We start from the raw sequence: 25240 nt of genomic DNA on the forward strand, positions 1-25240 counted from the left end.
CACACTCAGGGTGTTTGGCAACGTGTTCAGTGTCATACGATAGGGCTTTCACACGGTTCATCAACTGTCCGGATTATTTTGGCCCTTTTGCAGGGTATTGAGGGCGTAGATATCCGTGCGTCTGTCTTTCAGATTCGTAACAGAGCCTTCGTTGCGCACCAGCTTGAGTTTTTCAAGGTCCATATCCGAGAACATGATCATTTCGGTGTTCGGGGTTGTTTCCGCCATTACCGCATCATGGGGGAAAGCGAAGTCAGAGGGCGAAAACACCGAGGACTGGGCATACTGGACGTCGAGGTTCTCAACCTTGGGCAGGTTACCAACACTGCCGGTGATGACAACGTAGCACTCGTTCTCGATCGCACGGGCCTGGGCACAGTGGCGAACCCGCAGATAGCCGTTCTTGGTGTCTGTCCAGAAGGGAACGAGAATGATGTCCACTTCGTCACTGGCAGCCAGTCGCCCGAGTTCAGGAAACTCGATATCGTAGCAGATCATGATGGCGACCCGGCCGGCGTCGGTTTCGAACACCTGGAACTTGTCGCCACCCTCGATAACCCAGTCCCGCCGTTCGTGGGGCGTGATATGGATCTTGCGCTGCTCGTCCACGCGCCCGTCACGATGGCAGAGATAGGAAACGTTATACACCCGGTCGTTTTCAAGCAGGGGCATGGAACCGGTGATGATGTTGATGTTGTAGCTCACCGCCATTTCCGACATCTGGTTGCGGAACTGCTCGGTAAAGCCTGCCAGGAAGCGGATAGCGCGAGTCTGGTCCATCTGGTCCGTCAGGCCCATCAACGGCGCGTTGAAAAACTCCGGGAAGAGCGCAAAGTCACTTTTGTAATCGGACAGCGCGTCAACGAAATACTCAACCTGTTCAAGTACCTCGTCCACGGACGTGAATTCCCGCATCTGCCATTGCACGGCGCCCAGCCGCACCTGGGTCTTCTTTACACTCAGCACCGGCGACGGCGGGGTATAAAGAATGTTCCGCCACTCGAGCAGGGTGGCGTAACCAAGGGACTTCTCGTCCTCCGGCAGATATTTGTGCATCAGCCGGGTAACCTGGAAATCGTTGGACAGCTGGAAGCTGAGGATGGGATCGTAAATGTCCTTGCGGTCCACCCGCTGGATGTACTCCTCGGGCGAGTACTGGTCGGAATACTTGTGGTAACCGGGAATCCTCCCACCCGCCAGGATGGCACGGAGGTTCATGGACCGGCACAGCTCCTTGCGTGCTTCATAAAGCCGGCGCCCCAGGCGATAGCCGCGGTAATCGGGATGAATGAAAACATCCAGGCCGTAGAGGGAATCACCCTTGGGGTTATGCCAGATTTTTTCGTTGCGCAGGATCAGGTCGTCGTAGGTGTGGGGGTTACTGAAACGCTCATACTTCACACACACCGTCAGCGCCACCGCAACCAGTTCACCGGATTCCTCGATACAGATCTGGCCATCCGGGAACTGCTCAACCAGGGCCTTGATGGTCTCTTCAGGCCAGGCACCACCTATGTCGTCATACACCCTGTCCATGAGCTTCTGGAGCTGGGCATAGTCATCGGTGGTGAGGTTACGAAGGTTAAGGTGCAGTTCTTCGTGGGCCATAGACGGCGGCTCCGGTTGGATGCAGGGAAATTGCGCAGAATGCGTTAAACAGATTTTTCATTTTATCAGATCACACTAAAGACTTCGCACCATAGGCCGAAACAAAGTTATACAGAACAAAGAACGTAATGGCGTTAAGCTCACACTATCGGCATCAAATTACTGAAAAGGACCGGGAAAACGAACCTGAGTTTCGGCCAGAAGCTACTCATTGCCTTCGGAATACTGCTTGTGTTGGTTATGGGGGCCTTCACGCTCAGTGGCAACATCAGGCTCAAGAACACCACCGATACCTATGTTGAAGCGCTGATTTAGGACACGGTCGAACAGAGTACGTCCAGTATTGCGGATTGGCTCAACACCCGCCTGACCATGACGGAAGCGACGGCAAAAGCGTTTGAATCGGTAACGAATGACCGGGATGCCCGGGTCATTCTGGCCGCTGCGACCACCGGTGGCGGTTTTATCGATGTGTATGTCGGCCGTGACGATGGTTACATGCTGATGAAAGATGACGCATCGGAAGCGACCCTGCCTGATGATTTTGACCCCCGCACCCGCCCCTGGTTCAAGCAGGCCAAAGAGAGCGGTACGGCGTCTTTTACCGAACCCTACCTGGACGCCGGCACCGGCGGCACCATTATCTCCACCCTGGCTCCGGTAAAGCGGGGCGAGTACGAGGGGGTAATCGGAGGTGATATTGCACTGAAAACCATCGAACAGACCCTGTCCACCATTACCCTGGCAGACACAGGGTATGCCGCGCTGATCAGCGACGACGGCACCGTGCTTTATCATCCCGACCAGGACCTGGTCGGCGAGGACATCAGCGAATTACTGGGTGAGGACCCCGGCCTTCGTGGTGACAGCCACCGCTATGAGGCAGAAGGCGTAAGCTGGACGGCAAGTTTCCATCCCATCACCGATGCCCGCGGTGTGGACTGGTACCTGGGTACCTTTATCAATGAAGACAAGATCAACGCACCGGTTCAGGCGGCTCGGGTTACCGGGCTGATTATCGCTGTGATTGGTCTGCTGGTATCCCTGGTGGTGCTCCATTTCGGCATTCGGGTACTGATGGCACCGGTACGCAAACTCAACCGCGCCATGTCATCCATCGCCAGTGGTGATGCGGACCTGACCAAGCGCCTCGACGACAGCGCCAGTGACGAGTTCGGTACACTGGCACGGGAATTCAACAGCTTTGTTGAAAACATCCAGACGGTTGTCCGGGACGTCCAGCAGGGTACGGCAGAGCTTGGCGATAATGTTACCTCGCTGAGGGAGACCGCCAGCACCAGCCGTGGCAGTGTCGAGAAGCAGCAGGCCGAAGTGGATATGGTGGCCACGGCAATCAATGAAATGTCCGCTGCCGCCGGCGAGATTGCCCAGAATGCCCAGCAGACGGCGGATGCGGCCAATACAGCAGATTCCGACAGCCGTGCGTCCCTGGAGACCGTTGCCGCATCCAGGGATGCGGTGCAGAAGCTGTCAAAAGAAGTGAATTCGGCTGCCGAAGTCATCGACAAACTTGGCAAGGATGTTACCGATATTACTTCGGTACTGGAGGTCATCCAGGGTATTGCCGAGCAGACCAATCTGCTGGCACTGAATGCGGCAATTGAGGCGGCCAGGGCAGGGGACGCCGGCCGCGGATTTGCCGTGGTGGCAGACGAAGTGCGTAATCTGGCTCGCCGAACCCAGGACAGCACCGAGGAAATCAACAATATGATTGAACGCCTGCAGAGTGGCGCCGCCAATGCGGTGGAAGTCATGAAAGCCTCAACTGCGGTTTCCAATGTCAGCATGGAAAAGGCCCAGGATGCCATGGAAGCGCTCAACCGGATTGCCGAGGCCATCACGTCCATCAGCCAGATGACATCCCAGATCGCCACGGCATCAGAGGAACAGACGTCGGTGACGGAAGAGTTGAACTCATCCATCACCCGGATCGCTGATGAAGGCCAGGAAGCAGCCAAAGCGGCCAGCGAAAACGACGTCTACAGCGGGCAGATCGAATCGATTGGCAGAACGCTCAGTCAGAATGTCTCACGGTTCCGGGTCTGAAGCGGGCGCTTCCGGCCTCGACAGTAACAGGATGCGCTGACGCAGATTTCTCAGGGTGTAGCGTCCGATCGTACCGGATTCATCCGTCAGGTAGGGGTTCGCAAGAACGAGTACGGTACGTTCTTCGAGCGCCAGCTCCCTCAGAGCCCTGCCATAGAAGTGATCGAGGTATTCACCGAAACTGCCATCCTCGATCGCCCGCTCCATGCCCAGCTGGAGGCGCTGGGCCGTTTCATGGTCATGCTTGCTGACGAAAAAGTACGAGGGCATGGCGTAGGCCAGCAGAATATCGGGTTCTATCACCAGGTCCGGATTATCTTCCAGTTCCAGGTCGAACAATACTTCGCTCACACCCCGGGCAAAGCATTCAAAACGCTGGTTTTCCAACATACGGAAGAGAATTTCATAACGGGAGTGGGTAATGACCGGTATCCCGTTAACCTCCAGTATCGGGGTATCTGGCCAGTGAGCACCCTGACCGATGCGTATGCCTGCCTTCTGAAAGTCCCGGATGGTCCTGATGCCCTCAAACATCGGCAGCGATTCCTTCAACACCACGCAAACCCGGAATCCCAGCAGCCCTCCATCAATCGGAATGGGAATGGCCAGCAGATTGTCTTCCCGTTCATTCGAGGTGGCTACATTGGCAATATCCACCAGCGATGAGCGTTGCTGCTCCAGCTCACGAATGACACGCCCCTGGGGCATCTCGGGGCTTCGGGATACGGTGTATGGGCCATACTCGGGAGTCTTGTCGAATGCCAGGGAAACCAGTGCACGGACAGGCGGGCTGTCGTAGTTCCGGTACCACAGCCGGTATTCCTTCACGGCGTCAGCGGCCTGCGAGGCGGCGTTGGCGGGTTGATCCGCGAACAGAACAATGCCTGCGCCAAAATACATCAGGCCTGCAAGCAGCCAACGTGCCCGTCCCGAGCTCATTGGGCGCTGCCTTCCCTATCCATGCCTGGTCTCCTGTTTCTGCAATTCTTTAACACCAGAGCAGTTTAGGTGAATTTCCCGGAAGCAACAGGAACTGTCCGCAGAAATCGACAAAAATAGTTGCGAAGGCTTCTGTCGCACTGTAAACATCTACGCCTGTTGGCCCGGCCTGCCGGGAATCATTGCGTTCGGGAGAGTAAATACATGGCGATAATCGATAATCTGATCGGGGCGACAGGGCAGTGGGTCTCTGCGTCTGATCCCAAAGCACGGATGACCCAGCCATTGGCCTGGCTGAGGAAAACCACGGGTTACGCTGCGGTGAACCGGATTATCGGGCTGTCGATTCCGTTTGCGCCCCGTAACGGCTTCAGCGTGGAAGAAGTGCGGCCCGGTTTTGTGAAAGCGAAGATTCGTCTCAAGGGCAACAAGAATCATTTTGGCAGCCTGTATGCCGGTGCCTACTTCCTGGTGGCTGAAATTCCCGGTGGTGTGCTGACGCTGTTCGACCTGGGGCCGGCCTACACCCCCATCCTCAAGGAAATGACCCTGCAATTCCTGCAGCCAGCCAACTCGGATGTATTCGTAGAGTTTTCCCTGGATGAAGCAACGGTTCAGGCCATAAAAACCGAAGCGGATGAGATCGGCAGGGCTGCATTCGCGCTGGAAGGCACCCTGTACGATCAGGAGGGCAATCATGTAGCTACGTCGATTGCCCAGTACCGGGTACGGAAGAAAGGATTCAAGGCGTAGTAAATCAGCTCGTTACAGGCCGTCCAGCTCCCGCAGGGCGGCGAGGAAGGTGTCGCCGTACTTCTCAAGCTTGGCGGCACCCACACCATTGATCTCCGCCATTTCCGCCAGGCTGTTCGGTCGTTTTTCCAGAATCTCGAACAGGGTCGCATCGTGAAAGATCACGTAAGGCGGCACGCCTTTTTCTTCCGCCAATGCCTTGCGGCAGGCCCGCAAGGCCTCCCAGCCGGTTTTGTCGGTAATCTGATCCACGATCTTGCGACGCCCGGATGCACCAGCGGAACTGCGACCGCCGGATGATTTGATCACCGGGTCCTTGCGTAGCTGGATGGGTACTTCGCCCTTCAGCAGTGGCCGGCACTCCTCCGTAAGCTGCAAGGCACCGTAACCCTCCGGGTCCGCCCGCAGGTAGCCGTTGGCCACCAGTTGCCGGAACACGGATTTCCAGTCGTTGACTGACAGCTCCGTACCTATGCCGTAGGTGGACACCTTGTGGTGGCCAAATTGCAGTATTCTCTCGTTCTCCGAACCACGCAATACATCGATCAGGTAGGTAACCCCGAAGCGCTGGCCCGTTCTGAACACGCAGGAAAGCGCCTTCTGGACAGCCACCTTGCCATCCCAGGTTTCCGGTGGATTCAGGCAGGTGTCACAGTTGCCACAGGGATCCTCAAGGGTGTCGCCGAAGTAGCGCAGCAGTACCTGCCTTCGGCAACTGGTCACCTCGCAAAGGCCGAGCATGGCATCCAGCTTCTGGCGTTCAACGCGCTTGAAGTGGTCGTTGCCCATGGAGCCTTCCAGCATCTGCCGCAGCTTGATCACGTCCTGCAGGCCATAAACCATCCACGCGGTTGAAGGCTTTCCATCCCGTCCGGCACGGCCGGTTTCCTGGTAATAGGCTTCCAGGCTTTTGGGCAGATCCAGGTGGGCGACAAACCGCACATCCGGTTTGTCGATGCCCATGCCAAACGCAATGGTGGCCACTATGATAACCCCGTCTTCCCGCAGGAACCGTTCCTGGTGCCGGGCCCGGTCACCGGCATTCAGGCCCGCATGATAGGGCAGAGCGGTGTAGCCTTTGTCGCTGAGCATCTTTGCTGTGGCATCGACCTTGTTGCGCGACAGGCAGTAAACGATACCGCAGTCGCCATCATGTTCCGCTTTAATAAAATCCAGTAACTGTTTGTTGGCGTTTGTTTTCGGAGCGATACGATACTGGATGTTGGGGCGATCAAAGCCACTGATGAAGTGACGTGCTTCGGTAAGGGACAACCTTTCTCCAATTTCCTTGCGGGTACGCTCATCGGCAGTGGCCGTCAACGCGATACGGGGCACACCGGGGAATTCGTGAGCCAGCCGGCTCAGCTCAAGGTAGTCAGACCGGAAATCATGCCCCCACTGGGATACACAGTGGGCCTCGTCAATGGCAAACAGGGAAATGGACGCATGGTGCAGCAGGTCCAGGGTGCGGGGCTGGATCAGTCGCTCCGGCGCACAGTAGAGAAGGTCCAGCTCCCCGGTCATCAGGGCATTTTCGGTATCCCGGGCCTGCTCGAAATCCATGGTGGAGTTCAGGAACGCCGCCCTGACACCCAGTTCCTTCAGGGCGGCCACCTGGTCCTGCATCAGCGCGATCAGCGGGGAAATAACGATGGCCGTGCCCGCGCGCACGAGGGCAGGCACCTGGTAACACAGTGATTTGCCCCCACCGGTAGGCATCAGTACCAGCGCATCACCGCCATTCACCACTTCACGGATAATGTCACCCTGCAGTGGCCTGAAGGTCTCGTAGCCGAATATCCGGTGCAGGACTTCTTCCGGGTCCTGATCTGAAACACGGGGGCGCTCTGTGCTTAGCTGTGCAAAATCCATGACTTGGCCGGTGGTGTTGGTTAACGGTAAAAACCAGACATTCTGGCAGGCGAGCAATGATACCAGAATCCCGTCACGGAATCGGCGGAGACAAACAAACCCTATTGCGGCTACAATGCGGCTTTTTTCTGCACTCAACAAACAGGATTTCCATGCAGGAATTTGATGCCATCCGTCCCTATTCGGACGAGGAAACCGCAAACGCCATCAATAATCTGGTTCGGGACCAGGAATTTCTGGACATGGTCGGCCGCTTCAAATCGCCAACACTGGCGAAATGGGCCCCGGCGGTTCTCCGGCTGTGGGTAAAGCGCTGGCTGATCAGCCACTTCGGCGGCATTACCCGGATTGACGATCTCCAGGCCCGGTTATCCGGCTACGTTGGCGAGCTGGTGAGCAACACCACGACCCGTGTTACCCACAGTGGCCTGGAAAATCTCAACAAACACAGTGCTCATCTGTTTATTTCCAATCACCGGGATATCGTGTTTGACCCCATGGTGGTGAACTACCTGTTGTTTGCCAACGGCTTCAAGACCACACGCATTGCCATCGGAGATAACCTGCTGGCGAACAGGGTGTTTGCCGAAATGATGAGGCTCAACAAGAGTTTTGTGGTGCGCCGGAACATGACCAGCCCGCGGGAGATGCGGGATGCCTACATCATGCTGTCCGCATTTATCAACCACAGCATCGACAACAACGAGAGCATCTGGATCGCGCAGAGGGAAGGCCGGGCGAAAAACGGCCTTGATTTCACCGATCCGGCCATCATCAAGATGTTCTACATGAGCAAGAAGAAGAGCGGGCTGGCGTTTGGCGAGGCCATGAACCGGCTGCACATCGTGCCGGTATCCATTGCCTATGAGTACGACCCTTGCGATGTGGACAAGGCCCGGGAACTTGAAACACGGGCCCGCACAGGGGAATACGTCAAGAAGGAAGGTGAGGATACCGATCAGATCATGAAGGGCCTCACTGGCTTCAAGGGCCACGTGCACGTTCATTTTGGCGCACCCATTGCCGATGCCGAAGACAACCCGAAAGACCTGGCAGCCCGGATCGACCGGGAAATGCACGCCAACTATCACCTGCACACGTCGAACCTGGTGGCCTATCAGCAAAGGGGCATTCATCCGGATTCACACGCCACCCGGGATTCGGTCAGTGATGCTGTGGTGACGGCGGAAGCCTGGTCAGCGGCAGAAATCGAGGCGGCGGAAGCGGAGATGGAGCGACGGCTGGACGCTTGCGATCCGGCCATCCGGCCATACCTGCTGGACATGTACGCCAACCCCGTTGTAACGGCCCTGGAGGCTCACAACGGCAAACCGGATTCACCAACGGAACATTCCTGATACCCGAGGTACTTTGTGCAAGAGCTTCAATACATAGAGCTGGAAACCAGACCCAATCCTACTGCAGCGGTTATCTGGCTTCATGGCCTTGGCGCCAGTGGCCACGACTTCGAACCGGTGGTGCCGGAACTCGGGCTGCCGGAGGACGCCGCGGTCCGTTTCATCTTTCCCCATGCCCCCAACATGCCCGTGACCATCAACGGCGGCATGACCATGCCGGCCTGGTACGACATCAAAGCGATGGACATCGACCGGGTCGTTGATACCGACCAGTTGATGGCATCTTCCGATGCCGTCGCAAGACTGGTGGACCGGGAAATTGAACGCGGTGTAAACAGCGAGAAGATTATTATCGCAGGGTTCTCCCAGGGCGGGGCCGTTGCCTACGAACTGGGGCTGAGCTATCCGAAACGCCTGGGTGGCATCCTGGCCCTGTCCACCTACTTTGCGACCGCAAAAACCGTCGAGGTTTCCGACGCCAACCGTGGCATCCCCATCAGCATCTACCACGGAACCTACGATCCGATGGTACCCGAGTCACTGGGGCGGCTGAGCGTGGAAAAGCTGAAGGAGCTGGGATTCGATCCGACGTACCGAACCTTCCCGATGGAGCACAGTGTGTGCCTTGAGGAAATCCAGGACATCGGCAGGTTTATCCGCAAGTACGTTCTGTAATACCGCGCCATGCCCGGGTTCATACCCAGAGCATGGCGCCCATTTCCAGGGGATGTGTCAGTGCGTCGTGGTAGGGATACATTCTGAGTCTCAGGGTCTGAAGCCCGGGGTACGATGGCTGGACCCGGGTAGCAAATACGGTTGTGCCGTCGGCCTCGCTTTCCCGTTCCAGAAAGAAGCTCGCGGGCCCGGGGTTCTCATGGGTTCCCGTGCACTCCGGGCTCACCAGGCACTCAACGCGCACATCGTCTGCACTCAGCCCGTTTAGCAATGCCTCCACCCGCAGTTCCACGGCTCCGTCATGGGGGCAACGAGCGTTCACACATCCGACAACCCGCAGCTCTACCTCCGGCCATGCCTCCCGGACCCTTGCTTTCCAGTCCGCAAGGCCGTTGGCGATACTGCCTTGGTCAGCCATCAGGCGGGCACCCTGGCTGGATGCGGGCTGGTAATAACGGGTCACGTAATCCATCACCATGCGCTGGCTGTTGAACCTTGGCGTAATGGTTTTCATGGAGGCCTTGGATCGCTTGACCCAGCCTTTGGAGTAACCCAGGGATGCCCGTTCGTAATAGAGCGGCACCACTTCATACTCCAGCAGGTCCAGAAGGTCGCGGGCTTCTTCCTGGTTACGGAACTCGGCATCCAGCTCGGTGTCCCTTGGCGGAATGGCCCAGCCGTTCTTGCCGTTGTATCCCTCGCCCCACCAGCCGTCCAGCACGCTCAGATTGAGAGCCCCGTTCAGGGCAGCTTTTTCACCGGAGGTACCGCTGGCCTCCTTGGGGTATTCAGGAGTATTCAGCCACACGTCCACGCCGCTGAGCAGCCTTCTTGCCATGGCCTGGTCGTAATCCTCCAGCAGAATCAGGTGGCCCATCAGGGAAGGGTGCATGGACAGGTCGTGGATAACCTTGATCAATTGCTGGCCGGGCTTGTCCCGGGGGTGGGCCTTGCCGGCAAAAATCAGCACCACCGGGCGATCGGCGTCGGTGATTATCCTCTCAAGGCGCTCAAGGTCGGAAAAGATGAGGGTGGCGCGCTTGTAGGTGGCAAACCGCCTGGCAAAACCGATCACCAGGGTGTCTTTCTCCGTGGAAATCAGCTGGCGCGTCATCCGCTCGGTCACCGAGTGGCCGGTACCGTTGCGCTTATGCTGGCGCCGGAGCCGGCGAACAGTGTATTCCCCCATCTGTTGCTTGAGTGCCTTGTGAACGCTCCAGTAGTGGTAATCCGGAATCTGGTCGATAAACTCCCAGAAGTCCGGATTCCTCAGTTCACTCTTCCAGGTGGGTGCCTGGATTTCAAACAGGCTGGACCATTCCGGCGCCAGGAAGGTGGGGACGTGTACTCCATTGGTAATGTAGCCCAGCGGATTCTCTTCCGGGGGTACCTGCGGCCAGATATCGCCTTCCATGCGCGACGCTACGCCACCGTGAATCCGGCTGACGCCGTTATGGAACCGCGAACCTCGCAGCCCGAGCCCGGTCATGTTGAAGGTGTCACTACCGTTTTTCTGGCCCAGTGCAAACACCCTCTCGAAGTCGAGGCCGGATTCTTCCAGGTATCTGCCCAGTGCATGGTGGACCAGATTCCTCGGAAAAATGTCATGGCCGGCCGCCACCGGTGTATGGGTAGTAAACAGGGTAGCGCCGGCAACCGCCTCGAGGGCGGCCTCAAAGCTTAATCCCGCGGCCATGGCAAGCCGGCAGCGCTCGATAATCTGGAACGCAGCATGGCCCTCGTTTATGTGCCAGACCGTCGGATTCAGGCCCAGGGCCTTCAGCACCCGGGTTCCTCCGATGCCCAGCAGCATCTCCTGGCTGATACGCGTGGATTCGTCGCCGCCATAAAGCTGCAGCGTTAATTCCTGATCTTCAGGGTTGTTTTCCTCGGTGTGGCTGTCCAGCAGATACAGACGGATATGGCCGACCCTTGCTTCCCACACCCGGGCGGTAACGTCTCGCCCCGGAAAGGGTACGGAGACCTTCAGCACCTTACCATCTTTCTCTACCGGTGCTATCGGCAGTTCGTCACTGGAATGGGACCGGTATCGTGCAATTTGCTGCCCCTGGGCATCAATGCTCTGAATGAAATATCCCTGCTGGTAGAGCAGGCCGACAGCCACGAAGGGCAGGGCAAGGTCACTGGCCGCCTTGCAGTGATCCCCTGCCAGAATACCAAGCCCCCCGGAGTAGATCGGGAAACTTTCGTGAAAGCCGAATTCGGCGCAGAAGTAGGCCACCAGCGTTGTTTCCGGGTCCAGTTTCTCCGTTACCTCCGGGCCGGGACCGGCTTCCAGATAGGCATCGTAACTGCTCAGTACCCGCCGGTATTCAGCCAGAAAAGCACGGTCTTCCGCTGCTTCATCCAGCCGGTCCTGGGCGACGCGGCGCAGAAAAAGCTTTGGATTATGCTCAACCTTCTGCCACAGGCGCAGGTCTATCCTGGCAAACAGGCTGCGAACGCCGTGATCCCAGCTGTAGAACAGATCGTTGGCCAACTCTTCAAGACGCTCGAGCGCTTCCGGAATAAGGGGGTGTGCTTCAAGTCGGAATTCCGTTGGTTTATGCATGTTGATTGCCTCCGGGCGGGCACGGGCTCGCACTAATCCAGCTGTTGATTGTCACGTTCTTTCAGAATGCTCTGATAAAGCTCACCGTAGGTATGGGCCCGCTGCTTCCAGGAATAGTCCGCGGTCATGCCATTCTGCTGCAGCAGGCGCCAGCGCTTGCGATCACGGAACCATTCCAGCGCACGGTTGACCGTGGCCAGCAACGCCTCGGCGCTGGCGCCTTCAAACCGGAAACCATTGGCCTTGCGGATGCCCACGTCATCCGGATCCTGAACCGTATCAGACAGCCCGCCGACTGCATGGACTATGGGCACGGTACCGTAGCGCAGGCTGTACATCTGGTTAAGCCCGCAGGGTTCGAACCGGGATGGCATGAGGAACATATCGCATCCGGCGGTAATACGATGTGAGAGCCCCTCGTCATAACCCAGAGTCAGAGACATCTGACCCGGCCACTGCCGTGCCAGCTGTTTCAGCGGTTCCTCGAACCGCGCTTCGCCAGATCCGAGGAGTGCAAACTGGCATCCGCCCTCCAGTAACTCTGGTATAACGGCAATCAGCCAGTCCACTCCTTTCTGTTCCACCAGGCGGCCAATAAAACCAAGCAGGGGGCCGCCGTTGACCTCAAGGCCCAGTTCCCTCTGCAGGTGTGCCTGGCATTGATTCTTGTTCTTGAGGTGGCCCGGACCATATCGGAATGCCAGCTCGGGATCCTCTTCCGGGTTCCAGATGCGATTATCGATGCCATTGAGGATGCCGGATAGCGACTGTTGACGGTGCCTGAGCACACCATCAAGACCATGTCCGAACTCGGGGGTCTGTATCTCCCTGGCGTATCCGGGGCTGACCGTGGTTATGCGATCGCTGAAAACGAGGCCGCCCTTGATAAACGACAGCTTGCCGTAGAACTCAAGCTGGTCCCACCGCCACAGTGAATCCGGCAGCCCAAGGGACCGAAAGGTATCATGGGAAAACAGGCCCTGGTAGGCGAGGTTGTGGATGGTGAACACGGTTCCTGGACGATGGACATACTGTTCGAGAAACACCGGAATCAGCCCGGTTTGCCAATCGTTACAATGGACCAGATCCGGTCTCCAGCTGATTCCGGCTTCGCCCATCGCCATCATGGCCCCGACCTTGCCAAAAAGCTCGAAGCGGTGGGCGTTATCCCACCAGTCCTGGCCTTCTTCGTTCTGATACGGGTTCCCCGGCCGATCGAACAGTGGCGGACAATCCACCAGCCAGAGCGTGACCGCCGTTCCCGGAAGCCGCGTCTGCCAGAGGCTGACTTCATACTGGCCGATCCGGAAACGGGATTTCCTGCGGGAACCGGCTTCCCTGGCAGCCTTGATGGCCTGAGGGTAACCGGGAAGCAGGATCTGGACATCGTATTCCAGCCGGCAGAGCGCTTCCGGCAGGCTGGCAGAGACATCCGCCAGACCGCCGGTTTTGACCAGGGGATAGACTTCGCTCGTGGCAAACAGAACCCGGATCATGATGCCGGCCTCAGGATAATGGCGCCCAGGGGCGGAAGGGTCAGCTCCAGCGACCAGCTGCGGTTCATCCATGACTGTTCATCTGCAGGCATGGGGAAGGGGTTGCCCAGGTTACTTCCACCATAGTACTCGGAATCTGAATTGAAGATCTCCCTCCAGGTCCCGCCCCGGGGCAACCCGATGCGATAATTCTGCCTTGGAACCGGGGTGAAATTGACCACGATGACCGACGTTTCGCCCTTGGCGGTGCGCAGGAAACTGATGACGGACTGGGGTGAGTCGTGGCAGTCAATCCATTCAAACCCCTCGGGGCGGAAACTGTTGCCATGGAGCGAGACTTCCTGACGGTAGAGCCCGTTCAGGTCCTGTACCAGGCGTTTGAGCCCCTGATGCCCCGGAGATTCAAGCAGCGACCAGTCCAGTTCCCGGGATTCACTCCATTCCCGGCGTTGACCGAACTCGCCTCCCATAAACAGCAACTTGGCCCCGGGATAGCTGTACATATAGCTGAACAGTAATCGTAAAGAGGCCCGCTGCTGCCACTCGTCACCGGTCATTTTATTGATCAGGCTGCCTTTGCCATGTACCACTTCGTCGTGGGAAAGCGGCAGCAGGAAATTCTCGGAAAAAGCGTAGACCAGGCCAAAGGTCAGCTTGTCATGATGGTACTGGCGATACACCGGGTCCTGGTGCAGGTAGTCGAGGGTGTCGTGCATCCAGCCCATGTTCCACTTCAGGTTGAACCCGAGCCCGCCGATTTCCGGTGGCCGGGTAACCCGTGGCCACGAGGTAGATTCCTCCGCGCTGATCAGGGCTCCGGGGAAACGGCTCTGGCATACCCGATTCAGTTCCTGCAGAAAATCAATGGCTTCCAGGTTCTCGTGGCCGCCATAAATATTGGGCTCCCATTCACCTTCCTTGCGGGAATAATTGAGATAGAGCATGGAGGCCACCGCATCCACACGCAAGCCATCCACATGGAAAGCGTCCAGCCAGAACAGGGCACTGCCAATCAGGAAGTTCCGGACTTCGTGCCGGCCGTAGTTGTAGATCAGTGTTCCCCAGTCCTGGTGACGACCCTTGCGGGGATCTTCGTGTTCGTACAGGGCGCTGCCGTCAAAACGGGCAAGGGCATGTTCATCCGTGGGGAAATGGCCGGGCACCCAGTCGAGAATAACCCCGAGGTTATTCTGGTGGCACTGATCCACGAGATAGCGCAGGTCATCCGGTGTGCCGAACCGGCTGGTGGGCGCGTAGTAGCCAGTGGTCTGGTAACCCCAGGACTCATCCAGGGGGTGCTCTGTCACTGGCAATAACTCGATATGGGTGAACCCCAGTTCCAGCACGTAGGGGATCAGCTGATCCGCCAGCTCGCGGTAGTTCAGCCAGCGCCCGGAGCCATGGTGGCGCCAGGAAGCAGCATGAACCTCATAGATTGAAATGGGGGTTTCCTGCCAGTTCCATCGGCTACGACGGCTGAGCCAGTCTCCGTCGTGCCAGTCGTAATGGCCTCTTTCGGTAACAACGGCCGCCGTGGCGGGTCTCAGTTCGAAGGCCTGGCCATAGGGATCGGTTTTCAGGAGCTGCCGGCCCTTCTCGGTGGTAATGACGAACTTATAGAGGGCGCCCGTACCGATACCGGGAACAAAGCACGACCATACCCCCATGCCTTCATGAAGGGCCATGGCGTGGGCGCCGGAAGCCCAGTCGTTGAAGTCGCCAACAACGCTGACGGCTTTGGCATGGGGGGCCCATACCGCGAAACGGACACCCTCAACGCCGTCGCTTTTGCAGACATGGGCGCCCATCACATTGTAGATGTGCCAGTGCCTGCCTTCGGCAAAAAGATGAAGGTCGAATTCGCTTAGCGCTGGGCTATCCATAGTCTGTGATATTCCTAACCAGGTGGAGCTGACATTGAACGCTAATGGGCCTGTTTGAAAAATGACCCGTGACAAGTCTACGTCATAATTTCGTGATAGTGTTTTAATATCATTACAAGCGTCAAATCCAAGTCAGGACCTTTCTGCTGAAAAACGCATCATAGTCAAAGGATTTTCAGGGGAGCAGTTATGCACACGGCCCAGCGTTTCGTCAGTCGCCTTACTCGCCAAACTCTCGCGCTGGTGCTCGCCGGCGGCCGGGGTTCCCGCCTTCATGATCTCACCAATTGGCGAGCCAAACCGGCGGTTCCTTTTGGTGGAAAGTTTCGAATTATCGATTTTCCACTCTCAAATTGTATTAACTCGGGTATAGGCAGGGTAGGTGTGATTACCCAGTACAAATCCCACTCCCTGATCCGCCATATCCAGAGAGGGTGGGGTTTCCTGCGCGGGGAAATGGATGAGTTCGTCGAATTGTTGCCAGCACAGCAACGGATTGAAACATCCTGGTATGAGGGAACAGCAGATGCTGTTTTGCAGAATCTGGACATCATTCGCAGCCACAATCCAGAATATGTTCTGATTCTCGCCGGTGACCATATCTACAAGATGGACTACGGCACAATGTTGGCTGCCCATGTCGAGAATGATGCTGAAATCACCGTTGGTTGTATCGAAGTACCCATTGACGAAGCCTCGGCATTCGGGGTTATGTCGGTAGACGATGAGCTAAGAGTTACTGAATTTGTTGAGAAACCGGAGCAACCCAAGCCTATGCCTGGCCAGCCGGGCAAGGCGCTGGCATCCATGGGTATCTACGTGTTCAGCACCCGGGTATTGTTCGATGAGTTGATGCGTGATCATCAGATGGAAGGGGACACCTCCCATGATTTCGGCAAGGATATTATCCCGTCGGTCATCAAACGCCTGCGGGTAATAGCTTTTCCGTTCCGGGATCCGGTTCAGAACAAACCTGCCTACTGGCGTGATGTGGGCACTATCGATGCACTCTGGCAGGCAAACCTGGAACTTATTGGCATCAGTCCGGAATTGAATCTGTACGATGCTGACTGGCCGATCTGGACCTATCAGGAGCAGTTGCCGCCGGCGAAGTTCATATTTGATGACGAGAACCGCAGGGGGACGGCGGTGGACTCAATGGTGGCAGGGGGCTGTATTGTGTCCGGCGCCGTGGTCAAACATTCCCTTTTATTCTCGCAGGTTAAAGTTCATTCCTACAGTGATATATCAGACTCGGTCATCTATCCGGATGTAGAGATTGGCCGCCACTGCCACATACGCAATGCCCTGATTGATCGCGGCTGCCGCATTCCGGAAGGCTCACGTATCGGTTTTGATGAAACCGAAGACCGCAAGCGGTTCCATGTTTCACCCAGGGGTATTGTGCTCATTACGCCCGAGATGCTCGGGCAGGACTACCCCCATGGTCTCTGAAACCAAAACCCCGGTGGTGCTTTGCTGGCATATGCACCAGCCCTCGTACCAGGACATGCGTACAGGCCAGTTCCTGTTTCCCTGGGTGTATCTGCACACCATCAAGGATTACAGCGACATGGCTGCTCACCTTGAAAAAGAGCCCCAGGCGAGGGCTGTGGTCAACTTTGCTCCGATTCTTCTGGAACAGATCGAAACCTACCTGGTCCAGATTGAACGATGGCGCCATGGTGCAGGCGAAATCGGTGACCCCCTGCTGGCAGCACTGGTCGCACAGGAAATGCCGGACACCGGCACTCCGGCCTTTCTCGGTCTGATGGAAAAAGCCCTGCGGGCCAACCCGGAACGCATCATCAGGCGCTATCCCGCCTACGCCAGACTGGCCGAGCTTGCCGAGGTCTACCGCCAGAAACCCGAGTTGCAGCGCTATATTTCCAGCCGATTCCTGTCGGATCTTCTGGTCTGGTATCACCTCGGCTGGATGGGGGAAACCATACGGCACGAGAACCATTGCATCCAGGCGCTTCAGGAAAAGGGACAGCATTTTACCCCTGACGACCGCAAGGCGTTGCTGGATGTGATTTTTGATGTGCTTTCCGGTATCGGCCCCAGGTACCGGCATCTGGCCCGGAATGGGCAGGTGGAGCTATCCGTCAGCCCCTACAGCCACGCCATGCTGCCGCTGTTGCTGGATCTCGGGTCTGCTCGCGAGGCCATGCCGGACATTCCCCTGCCTGTTTGCCGCCAATATCCCGGTGGCGAGGACAGGGCCGGCTGGCAACTGCAGCAGGCGAAATCCGTATTCCAGCGCTTTTTTGGTATTGAACCGACTGGGTGCTGGGCCTCGGAGGGCGGCCTCAGCCAGTCCACCCTGGCAATACTGGGTGAACACGGGTTCCGCTGGACGGCCAGCGGGGACTCGGTGATTCACAACAGCCTGAATCTTGCCCGGGAAGGCAACGCCAACCTGCCGGATTCAGGCGTTCATCAACCCTACAGTTTTGGCGAATCCGATATAACGGTGTTTTTCCGGGATGACGGGCTTTCCGACCTTATCGGTTTCACCTATGCCGACTGGCATGCGGTGGATGCCGTCGGTGATCTGGTTCATCACATGGAGAACATCGCGACGCAGGCCCAAGGCAAGGCGCACCCGGTGATTTCTGTGATTATGGATGGTGAAAATGCCTGGGAATACTATCCGGAAAACGGTTTTCATTTTCTCGACGAGCTGTATCGGGTGCTGGCGCACCATCCGCGGCTGAAACTCACAACCTACAGCGATCTGGTGGCAGAACCGGTTGCAGAGCAGATCAACCTGCCGCACCTGGTGGCCGGCAGCTGGATCTATGGCACTTTCTCCACCTGGATCGGCGACCCGGATAAGAACCGCGCCTGGGATCTTCTTTGTGAGGCAAAAACCCATTACGACCGGGTGATGGACAATGGCAGCCTGAGTTCCGAGCAAAAGGAGTCCGCCAGGCACCAGCTCGCTATCTGCGAAGGTTCGGACTGGTTCTGGTGGTTCGGGGATTACAACCCGGCCCAGATCGTCAGTGACTTTGAGCACCTTTACCGGCGCCACCTTGTCAATCTGTATGAGCTGATCGGCTATCCGGCACCACCGTCGGTATTCCAGCAACTGAGCCAGGGCAGCGGCGAACCGGCCCGGGGCGGCACCATGCGGCCCGGACATGAAGCGGATCAACCGGCATGATGTCGAGCAGCAACGACGATCTGTTCAACACGCGCCGGGCAGGGGTGCTGTTGCATCCGACCTGCCTGCCAGGCTCCTGGGGTGTCATCGGTGCTGAAGCACGGCAGTTTGTCGACTTCCTGGCCGCCAGTGGTATCAGCATCTGGCAGACGTTACCGATCGGTCCAACCCACCGTGATCTTTCTCCTTATCAGTCGTTGAGTGCCCACGCCGGTAACCCGGACTTTATAGACCTGGCTGAACTGGTCCAGGCCGGTTTGTTGGACGAGGGGGAGCTTTCCCGGCCGACAGCCGAACTGCGCCAGGCGCTATTGACTCTGGCGGCACAGCGGTTCTTCTCTAATGAAAGGGAGAGCCCGCCTGGCCTTGACCAGAGTGGATTCGAGCGCTTCAGGGCGGCCAATGATTACTGGCTTGATGATTTCTGCCTGTTCTGTGCGATCCGGGAGGTTCAGGAGTCTCCGGGCTGGCTGGAATGGCCGGAGTCCTTGCGGGATCGGGAAAGTAACGCGCTGCAGGCATTCATCAATGAGAACCAGCCCCGGCTGGCGCGGATCCGCTTCGAGCAGTTTCTGTTCAATCATCAATGGCAGGCGCTGCGGGACTATGCCCGAACAAAAGGCATTCTGCTGTTTGGGGACATCCCCATTTTCGTTGCCCACGACAGCGCCGATGTCTGGGCCAACCGGCACCTGTTCAAGCTGGACCAGCGAGGTGAGCCGACGGTGGTTGCCGGAGTGCCACCGGATTATTTCTCACCGGACGGCCAGCACTGGGGCAACCCGCTTTATGACTGGCAGGCCATGGCAGCGGATGGTTATCAGTGGTGGCTGGAACGGCTGGAAAGCCAGCGCCACCTTTTCGACCTGATTCGAATTGATCACTTCCGTGGGCTGCAGGCCTACTGGGAAATCCCGGCCGAATCACCGGAGCCACGATACGGCTACTGGGTTCCGGGCCCGGGAGATGATTTTCTTGCAACCTGCTTCAAGCGATTTCCGGAACTGCCCCTGGTAGCGGAAAACCTGGGCATGATCAGCGAGGATGTGGAGGAGCTCCGCAAGCGCTTCCGGCTGCCAGGTATGACGGTTATGCAATTCGGATTTGACGGCAGCCCGGACAATCCCCACCTGCTGCATAATCATCATGCCGGGGATCTCGTGTACACGGGAACCCACGACAACGACACCACCCTTGGCTGGTACCAGAGCCTGGACGAGCCTACACGTCGCTATGTAAATGACTATCTGGCCTGCGCCGCCGAGGACATGCCCTGGCCGGTCATCGAGGCAGCATTCCGCTCTGTATGCTCCCTGGCTATCGTTCCCATGCAGGATTACATCGGGCTGGGTACCGAGGCACGGTTCAATACTCCGGGCACCGTAACAAACAACTGGATCTGGCAACTGGACCGGAATTTATGCACTGAACAACTGTCCAAAAGGATCGCTGAGTCCGTTCAGAAATATGGGCGCCTGCCATAACACAATGACTGATCGCAATTTGATCAACGTCAAATTGATGCGCCCAACAGTGAGCTATAAAACAGTAGCAGTAGCAACGAATGGCATTCATGACGAGTCAGGGGGGAGAGTAATGGAACACAGACTCAGTAAACGCGTACAGGGAAAGCTCGGTCTGTTTGTGTACAAGCGTGGAATGCCCGTGGCAACCGGCCAGATCCGGGATGCATCCAAGCGGGGGCTTTTTATTTCGACCGACTACACAGATGTGCAGCTAAACCAGACACTGGAGCTTGAATTCCGTTTTCCTGACAATCAGGAGAAACAGTTCAGGCGACTGAAGGCACACGTTGTTCGCAAATCGGACAAAGGCCTTGGCGTCGATTTTGAGGGGGTTGAAAACGACGGTTTCACGATTTCATCACTTGTCCAGTGGCTGAAAAAACATCATGTGCCGATGAACTATTTTCCTGTTCGCCGGCAAGCCTATTAAATCTCACGGAGGATTCCCATGGCACGACTCAAAGGCAAGGTGGCCGTTGTTACCGGTGGCTCGGTAGGCATCGGGGCTGCAATCGCAACCCGAATGGCGGAAGAGGCCGCTGCTGTAGCCATCCTTGATTGCCAGGATCAGGAAGGCAAGGCGCTTGCCACTCAACTGACCGATCGCGGCCTGAAGGCAGGTTACTGGCATTGCGATGTCAGCAAGGAACAGGAGGTCAAACAGGTTCTGGACAAGGTTGCCGAAACCTTCGGCAGCCTGACGGTGATGGTCAATAATGCCGGTATCGCAGGTGCGAACAAGCCTACTCACGAACTGACCGAGGAAGAATGGGACCTTGTGCAGAATGTGAACGTGAAGGGGGTTTTCTTCTGCACCAAACACGCGATACCGCACATGAAGAAAGCGGGCGTGGGTAGCATTATTAACCTGTCATCCATTTACGGGCTGGTGAGCGCCCCGGACATTCCTCCTTACCACGCATCCAAGGGTGCCGTGCGGCTGATGACGAAAACCGATGCCCTGCTGTACGCGAAGGAGAATATCCGCGCCAATTCCATCCACCCCGGGTTTATCTGGACACCACTGGTTGAAGCTCACCTGAAGACCACTGGCCAGGATCCGGAAGAAGCGAGAAAAGCCACAGATGCGCTTCACCCGGTAGGCCATATGGGTGAACCGGACGATATTGCCTGGGGTGCGGTCTATCTGGCTTCGGACGAATCAAAATTCGTGACCGGCAGCGAGCTGGTCATTGATGGGGGTTACACAGCCCATTGACCCTGACCTGACCGGAGCTTCAACTTGACCCTGGCAGCCTATACTCCGCGGTCCTTGCCCGAGCCCCTTAAAGACCTGTTCACACTGGCGCTGGATCTGCGGTGGACCTGGCACCATGGCAGCGATGAACTCTGGCGTGCCCTGGATGAAGATACCTGGACCGCAACCCGCAATGCCTGGCTGGTTCTGAACAGCGTATCCGGCGACAGGCTGGCTGAACTGGCGGAAGACCCCGCCTTTCAGAAGCGATACCAGGAACAGGTGGCGGCCCACAATCAGTTTGTGCAAGCCAACACCTGGTACTTGGACGACTGCCCGGGCGACCTCGGGCAGGGAGTCGCCTATTTCTGCATGGAATACGGGCTCAGTGAATCCCTGCCGTTATACAGCGGTGGATTGGGTGTTCTGGCGGGTGACTATCTCAAGGCAGCCAGCGACCTTGGTGTCCCGGTGACTGCGGTTGGATTGCTCTACCAGCAGGGGTACTTCCGCCAGGCAATCAGTAATGACGGGGAACAGCTGGAGTTCTACCCCTACAACGACCCGACGATGCTTCCGGTTTCACCCCTCAGGGATGAAGACGGCGAATGGGTGAGGGTGATCGTCCCGTTCCCGGGCCGGCCTGTGCGCCTGAGAGCCTGGGTGGCGCAGGTGGGCCGCTGCCAGCTCCTGCTGCTGGACAGCAATGACCCGCGTAATGAACCCGGCGACCGGGGCATCACCAGCGAACTCTATACCGGTGATCCGGAGAAACGCCTGCAACAGGAAATGGTGCTGGGGATCGGCGGCTGGCGCCTTTTACATCAACTGGGTATTGAGCCAGCGGTGTGCCACCTCAACGAAGGTCATTGCGCGCTGGCGCTGATCGAAAGGGCGTTGTGCTGGCAGGACCAGCACAATACTGACTTTCAGACAGCCCGAGCCGCTACTCGGGCGACCAACCTGTTTACCACACACACCTCCGTTGCATCCGGCTTCGACCACTTCTCAAGGCCATTATTGCAGCTTTACCTGGCATCCTGGCTTGAAGCCCGTAACCTTACCGTCGAAGAACTGGTAAAGCTCGGCAGTCAGAGCGCCACGGGGGAATCCCGAACAGACGACCCACACCTGAATATGGCGTTTCTGGCATTGAATATGAGTGGCAGGATGAATGGGGTCAGCCGGATTCATCAGAAGGTTTCACAGAAAATCTTCCAGCCGTTCTTCGCTCGTTGGCCAGCCGAGGATATTCCTGCTGAATACGTCACCAATGGTGTGCACACCCCAAGCTGGGATTCCCCGGAATCCGATGCCATCTGGACAAAAGCCTGTGGCAAGGATCGCTGGCGACGCCCGCTACAGACTTCATGCCCGATGTCCGGAATATCGGATGAAGATGTGTGGGAAATGCGCCGCTTGCAACGCAGCCGGCTGGTTGGTTACCTGCGCCATCGTCTTGCCAGCCAGCATTGTGACCAGCACCCGGGAAACAACCACGCCGCGGCCTGTGGATTGCTGCTGGACAATGAAACCCTGACCCTCGGGTTTGCCAGGCGTTTCACGGACTACAAACGGCCGGATCTGCTGCTGAACGACCAGGAACGGCTTCTGGCACTGCTGGCAAGCCGGGACCGGCCCTTGCAGATAGTGCTGGCTGGCAAGGCCCACCCCCATGACCAACGTGGCAAGGAGATTATCCGGCGATGGAAAAGCTTCTGCCGCCGACCGGATGTGGAAGGCAAGGTCGTTTTTATTGAAGATTATGACCTGGGCGTGGCCAGCCAGTTAATCCAGGGTGTGGACGTATGGCTGAACTGCCCGAGGCATCCCTGGGAGGCCTGCGGTACCAGTGGCATGAAAGTGCTGGTGAATGGAGGGCTGAACCTGTCCCAGCACGATGGCTGGTGGGCCGAAGCATGGAACGACGAGGTAGGCTGGGCCATTCGCCCTGACGCAACGTTCGAAGAGCTTGGCAGTACCCACGAGCACGACGAATCCGATGCCAGGGAACTTCTTGACCTGCTGGAGGGCGAAGTGATCCCCGCCTTCTATAGCGTGGACGATCAGGGGTTGCCACGGGCATGGCTGCAACGGATACGTGCCAGCATGGATCAGCTGACGGCCTCCTTTTCGGCCAACCGGATGGTTCGGGAGTATGTGGAAGGATTTTACTTGCCCATGGTGGAACTGGGCAAACAACGCACCCCGGCGGCGGCAACAGAATTGGTGGCCGAGCACCAGGATATCATCCGGCACTGGCCAAGACTTCGCTTCAGCGCCTTCAGCGTCAGCGACTCCGGGGGCGATCAGACCTACACAGTAGAGGTTTACCTGGATGGTGTCGCAGAGCAGCGAATTGCGGTGGAACTGGTGGCGGAAGCATCTGATTACGGGCCTCGAACGGTCACCGTGATGACAATGAAGCATCCCCTTGCCGGATCAGCCCACAGTTATCTTTATGAATGCTCGGTACCGTCGCGCCCCGAAGGGCACTACACGCCGCGCCTGAGAGTAAAGGATGACCGCCTGACGCTGCCGCTGGAAAACCCCGCGGTGCAATGGCTGAGGTAGGTATCAGCTGCGCCAGAACGCCGGCGAAAGCACGATCACCACGCTGAGAATCTCAAGACGCCCCATCAGCATGCCCACGGACAGGACCCACTTGGCAGCCTCGGGTAACGGCGCGAAGGTGCCGGCTGGGCCGATGGTGTCACCAAGGGCAGGCCCCACGTTGGTAAGAACGGTCAGGGCTCCGGACAGGCTGGTAATAAAGTCCAGCTGCATCGCGGCCAGTGCAATCGTTATGAGCAGCAGGCACAACAGGAATATAAAGGTGTAAGCAATCATCGAGGAAATGATCTCGTCGCTAACCGCCCGGCCATTGTAGTTACGGGTAAACACGGCCCTGGGGTGCAACAGGCGCATCAACTGTTCCCGCAGGACGATCAGTGACAGCTGGAAGCGGAAAATTTTCATCCCACCCGCTGTTGAGCCCGAACATCCGCCAACAAACATCAGAAAGAAAAACAGTACGAATGCCAGGGGTCCCCAGGTGGAGTAGTCTTCTGACGCGTAGCCGGTTGTTGTGACCACTGAAGTCACGTTGAAAAGCGTTGAAACGTAACCGTCGATGGGGTCAAACCCGGATGGTGTCACGTACCAGCGATAAAGCGTCAGTAATGCAGGAATGACCAGCAAAATCAGCAAAAAAAGGCGAACCTGCTGGTCCCGGAACAACACCCCATGCTGGCCGTGCAGTTCCCGGACAAACAGGAAAAAAGGCAGACTGCCAATCATCATGAAGAAGGTTGCCTGGAGCAGGATCAGATTCGAGTCGAACTTGCCCATGGACATGTCAGAGGTAGAGAAGCCACCGGTGGCAATACTGGTGAGACCATGGTTGAACGCGTCGAACAGACTCATTCCGGAAAAGGAGTAAGTCGTTACTGCAATGACGGTAAACCCGACGTAGACAAAGAGCAGGCCGCGGCTGAGGGTTTTCATTCGGGGCAACGCCTTGTCTGTCCATTCGGACGACTCCGTAGCGAATAGCCGCATGCCACCAACCCGCAGGAAAGGCATCACGGCGACGAACATGCCGATAATCCCTATACCGCCAATCCACTGCAGTATTGAGCGCCAGAGCAGCAGATCCTGATCCATGGAATCAAGCCCGATAAGCACCGTAGCCCCGGTTGTGGTAATGCCGGAGGTGCCTTCGAAAAAGGCTTCTCCCAGGGTAAGGCCCAGGTCACTGAGGTAGAAAGGAAGCGAGGAGAGCAGGGCGATGATAAACCAGCTGGAAACCGTCAACACAAACATGAAGCGAGGTTTCAGATCTCTCGCCTGGCGATAGGTTGTCAGTATCCCAAGAAGGCCGATTCCGAAACAGATCGCTGCCGACTCCGCAAACGCCATGGCGTTCGGCGCCTCGGAAGTCGCAAGCAAAAGCACAGGCAAGGTCATGAAAATACTCAGAAGTATAAACATGACGCTGATAATGAAGATTACGGGACTCAGGTTTCTCAAAGGATGCTCAAGCCGGCTGAACAAAGAGATCGCGACAGAATACAGGCGGCATAGCGCTTTCGCAAGGTAGAACCCCAGAACTGTCAGGG

Annotated in this window: 17 protein-coding genes and 1 pseudogene; 11 read left to right on the top strand and 7 right to left on the bottom strand. The window is 57.2% G+C overall.

The genetic code is table 11. The features are described from left to right. Positions 1–60: 60 nt before the first annotated feature. Complete coding sequence (locus tag HLUCCO03_RS05040; RefSeq protein ID WP_027832037.1) at positions 61–1608, bottom strand: bifunctional GNAT family N-acetyltransferase/carbon-nitrogen hydrolase family protein; 1548 nt, start codon at positions 1606–1608, stop codon at positions 61–63. 330 nt (positions 1609–1938) lie between these two features. Here HLUCCO03_RS05040 and HLUCCO03_RS05045 point away from each other — a divergent pair. Next, a pseudogene (locus tag HLUCCO03_RS05045) lies at positions 1939–2817 on the top strand (cache domain-containing protein); the annotation flags it as partial. A gap of 153 nt (positions 2818–2970) precedes the next feature. After that, entirely contained in the window at positions 2971–3675 is a 705-nt protein-coding gene (locus HLUCCO03_RS05050; protein ID WP_292016631.1) for a methyl-accepting chemotaxis protein, read from the top strand. Here HLUCCO03_RS05050 and HLUCCO03_RS05055 read toward each other — a convergent pair. Then, complete coding sequence (locus HLUCCO03_RS05055) at positions 3658–4614, bottom strand: hypothetical protein (protein WP_027832036.1); 957 nt, start codon at positions 4612–4614, stop codon at positions 3658–3660. The two genes, HLUCCO03_RS05050 and HLUCCO03_RS05055, sit on opposite strands and share 18 nt — an antisense overlap. 204 nt (positions 4615–4818) lie before the next feature. On the opposite strand from HLUCCO03_RS05055, the gene HLUCCO03_RS05060 reads away from it, so the two are divergent. After that, positions 4819–5367: a DUF4442 domain-containing protein gene (locus tag HLUCCO03_RS05060; protein ID WP_051603858.1), complete on the top strand. Its 549-nt coding sequence runs from the start codon at positions 4819–4821 to the stop codon at positions 5365–5367. Between the two features lie 12 nt (positions 5368–5379). Here HLUCCO03_RS05060 and recQ read toward each other — a convergent pair whose 3' ends face one another. Next, positions 5380–7239: a DNA helicase RecQ gene (recQ, locus tag HLUCCO03_RS05065; protein WP_051603857.1), complete on the bottom strand. Its 1860-nt coding sequence runs from the start codon at positions 7237–7239 to the stop codon at positions 5380–5382. 152 nt (positions 7240–7391) lie between these two features. Between recQ and HLUCCO03_RS05070 the strand changes: the two genes are divergently transcribed. Beyond that, complete coding sequence (locus tag HLUCCO03_RS05070) at positions 7392–8597, top strand: 1-acyl-sn-glycerol-3-phosphate acyltransferase (RefSeq protein WP_027832033.1); 1206 nt, start codon at positions 7392–7394, stop codon at positions 8595–8597. A 15-nt stretch (positions 8598–8612) separates the two neighbouring features. After that, complete coding sequence (locus HLUCCO03_RS05075; protein WP_027832032.1) at positions 8613–9272, top strand: alpha/beta hydrolase; 660 nt, start codon at positions 8613–8615, stop codon at positions 9270–9272. A 19-nt stretch (positions 9273–9291) separates the two neighbouring features. On the opposite strand, the gene glgP (HLUCCO03_RS05080) is transcribed toward HLUCCO03_RS05075, so the two are convergent. Genes glgP (HLUCCO03_RS05080) through glgB form a run of 3 tightly spaced genes read right to left on the bottom strand, consistent with a single transcriptional unit; the run spans position 9292 to position 15223 of the window. Next, positions 9292–11844, bottom strand: coding sequence for an alpha-glucan family phosphorylase (gene glgP, locus HLUCCO03_RS05080; protein ID WP_027832031.1), 2553 nt, complete (start codon positions 11842–11844; stop codon positions 9292–9294). 32 nt (positions 11845–11876) lie between these two features. Beyond that, positions 11877–13340, bottom strand: coding sequence for a glycogen synthase GlgA (glgA, locus tag HLUCCO03_RS05085; RefSeq protein ID WP_027832030.1), 1464 nt, complete (start codon positions 13338–13340; stop codon positions 11877–11879). Continuing rightward, entirely contained in the window at positions 13337–15223 is a 1887-nt protein-coding gene (gene glgB, locus HLUCCO03_RS05090) for a 1,4-alpha-glucan branching protein GlgB (protein WP_027832029.1), read from the bottom strand. The genes glgA and glgB overlap by 4 nt, the downstream gene beginning before the upstream one ends. Positions 15224–15412: 189 nt before the next feature. On the opposite strand from glgB, the gene glgC reads away from it, so the two are divergent. From glgC to glgP (HLUCCO03_RS05120), 6 genes are read left to right on the top strand one after another with little or no spacing between them, the layout of a single operon-like run. Further along, on the top strand, positions 15413–16678 hold the full coding sequence (gene glgC / locus HLUCCO03_RS05095) for a glucose-1-phosphate adenylyltransferase (protein ID WP_027832028.1): 1266 nt from the start codon (positions 15413–15415) through the stop codon (positions 16676–16678). After that, positions 16668–18395, top strand: coding sequence for a glycoside hydrolase family 57 protein (locus tag HLUCCO03_RS05100; protein WP_027832027.1), 1728 nt, complete (start codon positions 16668–16670; stop codon positions 18393–18395). The genes glgC and HLUCCO03_RS05100 overlap by 11 nt, the downstream gene beginning before the upstream one ends. Beyond that, a complete protein-coding gene (gene malQ, locus HLUCCO03_RS05105) occupies positions 18392–19879 on the top strand; it encodes a 4-alpha-glucanotransferase (protein WP_292016618.1) in 1488 nt (495 codons plus the stop codon). The genes HLUCCO03_RS05100 and malQ overlap by 4 nt, the downstream gene beginning before the upstream one ends. Positions 19880–19883: 4 nt before the next feature. Next, positions 19884–20351, top strand: coding sequence for a PilZ domain-containing protein (locus tag HLUCCO03_RS05110; protein WP_292016619.1), 468 nt, complete (start codon positions 19884–19886; stop codon positions 20349–20351). 18 nt (positions 20352–20369) lie between these two features. After that, entirely contained in the window at positions 20370–21140 is a 771-nt protein-coding gene (locus HLUCCO03_RS05115; RefSeq protein WP_027832025.1) for a glucose 1-dehydrogenase, read from the top strand. Positions 21141–21164: 24 nt separating this feature from the next. Continuing rightward, positions 21165–23693: an alpha-glucan family phosphorylase gene (gene glgP, locus HLUCCO03_RS05120; RefSeq protein WP_027832024.1), complete on the top strand. Its 2529-nt coding sequence runs from the start codon at positions 21165–21167 to the stop codon at positions 23691–23693. A 3-nt stretch (positions 23694–23696) separates the two neighbouring features. Here the strand turns inward: glgP (HLUCCO03_RS05120) and HLUCCO03_RS05125 are convergent, their stop codons facing one another. Beyond that, entirely contained in the window at positions 23697–25112 is a 1416-nt protein-coding gene (locus tag HLUCCO03_RS05125; protein ID WP_027832023.1) for a TrkH family potassium uptake protein, read from the bottom strand. Positions 25113–25240 lie beyond the last annotated feature (128 nt).

Origin of the sequence: Marinobacter sp. HL-58 (assembly GCF_001314605.1) — a bacterium.
GTDB lineage: Bacteria > Pseudomonadota > Gammaproteobacteria > Pseudomonadales > Oleiphilaceae > Marinobacter.

What these genes read in the sequence shown, in the direction of transcription:
- HLUCCO03_RS05040 (WP_027832037.1), bottom strand. Translation starts at nt 1,608, where the DNA reads ATGGCCCACGAAGAACTGCACCTTAACCTTCGTAACCTCACCACCGAT.
- HLUCCO03_RS05050 (WP_292016631.1), top strand. Translation starts at nt 2,971, where the DNA reads ATGTCCGCTGCCGCCGGCGAGATTGCCCAGAATGCCCAGCAGACGGCG.
- HLUCCO03_RS05055 (WP_027832036.1), bottom strand. Translation starts at nt 4,614, where the DNA reads ATGAGCTCGGGACGGGCACGTTGGCTGCTTGCAGGCCTGATGTATTTT.
- HLUCCO03_RS05060 (WP_051603858.1), top strand. Translation starts at nt 4,819, where the DNA reads ATGGCGATAATCGATAATCTGATCGGGGCGACAGGGCAGTGGGTCTCT.
- recQ (WP_051603857.1), bottom strand. Translation starts at nt 7,239, where the DNA reads ATGGATTTTGCACAGCTAAGCACAGAGCGCCCCCGTGTTTCAGATCAG.
- HLUCCO03_RS05070 (WP_027832033.1), top strand. Translation starts at nt 7,392, where the DNA reads ATGCAGGAATTTGATGCCATCCGTCCCTATTCGGACGAGGAAACCGCA.
- glgP (WP_027832031.1), bottom strand. Translation starts at nt 11,844, where the DNA reads ATGCATAAACCAACGGAATTCCGACTTGAAGCACACCCCCTTATTCCG.
- glgA (WP_027832030.1), bottom strand. Translation starts at nt 13,340, where the DNA reads ATGATCCGGGTTCTGTTTGCCACGAGCGAAGTCTATCCCCTGGTCAAA.
- glgB (WP_027832029.1), bottom strand. Translation starts at nt 15,223, where the DNA reads ATGGATAGCCCAGCGCTAAGCGAATTCGACCTTCATCTTTTTGCCGAA.
- glgC (WP_027832028.1), top strand. Translation starts at nt 15,413, where the DNA reads ATGCACACGGCCCAGCGTTTCGTCAGTCGCCTTACTCGCCAAACTCTC.
- HLUCCO03_RS05100 (WP_027832027.1), top strand. Translation starts at nt 16,668, where the DNA reads ATGGTCTCTGAAACCAAAACCCCGGTGGTGCTTTGCTGGCATATGCAC.
- malQ (WP_292016618.1), top strand. Translation starts at nt 18,392, where the DNA reads ATGATGTCGAGCAGCAACGACGATCTGTTCAACACGCGCCGGGCAGGG.
- HLUCCO03_RS05110 (WP_292016619.1), top strand. Translation starts at nt 19,884, where the DNA reads ATGACTGATCGCAATTTGATCAACGTCAAATTGATGCGCCCAACAGTG.
- HLUCCO03_RS05115 (WP_027832025.1), top strand. Translation starts at nt 20,370, where the DNA reads ATGGCACGACTCAAAGGCAAGGTGGCCGTTGTTACCGGTGGCTCGGTA.
- HLUCCO03_RS05125 (WP_027832023.1), bottom strand. Translation starts at nt 25,112, where the DNA reads ATGTTTATACTTCTGAGTATTTTCATGACCTTGCCTGTGCTTTTGCTT.